The sequence below is a fragment of the Vibrio sp. YT-19(2023) genome, from assembly GCF_033337395.1.
In genome coordinates, this window is record NZ_JAWOQN010000168.1 from 1 (window position 1) to 1,048 (window position 1,048).

At 46.7% G+C, this 1,048-nt stretch carries 1 pseudogene; it reads right to left on the reverse strand.

The window, feature by feature from the left end:
* Positions 1–29 precede the first annotated feature (29 nt).
* Positions 30–1,048, reverse strand: a pseudogene (gene bamB / locus R7E78_RS24655) (outer membrane protein assembly factor BamB); the annotation flags it as partial.

Sequence of the window (1,048 nt, forward strand, 5' to 3'; positions counted from 1 at the left end):
AGGAGCCGAATGTGAATTATATCACGATATTATTCGTTAATGGTTAGTTTCTTTACATCGCCGTTGCGAGTTGTAATGACATAACCATCAGACAATAGAGTCGGACCAACCGCAAAACCACTGTCATCAACGAATTGTTGAGCTACGAACTCACCCGTCGAACGATCTAACCAGTGCAGGTAACCTAGGGTATCACCTAAAACTAAATAGTTACCGACGATAACTGGCGCAGTTAACTGACGGTGTTCTAATAGGCTATTTTCCCACAGTTCAGTACCGCTTCGAGCATCAACCGCGACCACGTGATCTTTTTCGGTGATCACAAAGATACGACTGCCATCCGTTGCGATATCGTTCGCTGACGAATAATTACGCTTCCAGATTGGGTTAGCCGAACGCAAATCAATAGCGATCAACTGACCATTGTATCCAATGGTGAAAAGAGTTCCGCCCAGTACAATAGGAGAAGAGTCAACGTCAACCAGACGGTCAATTTCCGTAGCGCCTTTCGGTGTGCCTACTGGTTGTTGCCAAATCAATTGACCACGTTCAACAATCGCCGCCGCTAGTCGACCATTTGCTGTACCCCAGAAAACACCACCACCAATCGCAGTTGGAGTGCTGTCTCCGCGTAGTGTCAGGTTTGGAACTTCAGTACTTAGTGCCCAGCGCTGCTCACCAGAGCTTTCATCCAAAGCAATCAACATACCACGGCTGGTATTTACGATGATCAAGCCTGAATCCGCAACGGGTTTCGCCAGAACTTCACCACCGACTTTAATGCGCCAAATGATTTCACCAGTTTCTTGGCTTAGTGCAATCACTTCACCATTTTCAGAACCGATGTAAAGATGTTCGTACGCCGCAGTAATACCGCCAGACAGACGAGCAATCACGTCTTCTTCCAGATCGGTTTGCCATAATTGCTTACCATTTTCTGGATCAAGCGCTTTCACCAAACCATCACGGCTCGCGACAAACAACATGTCGTTTGCGTAGACAGGAGAAAGCTTTGAGAATTAATGACCAACACCATCACCAATCGATG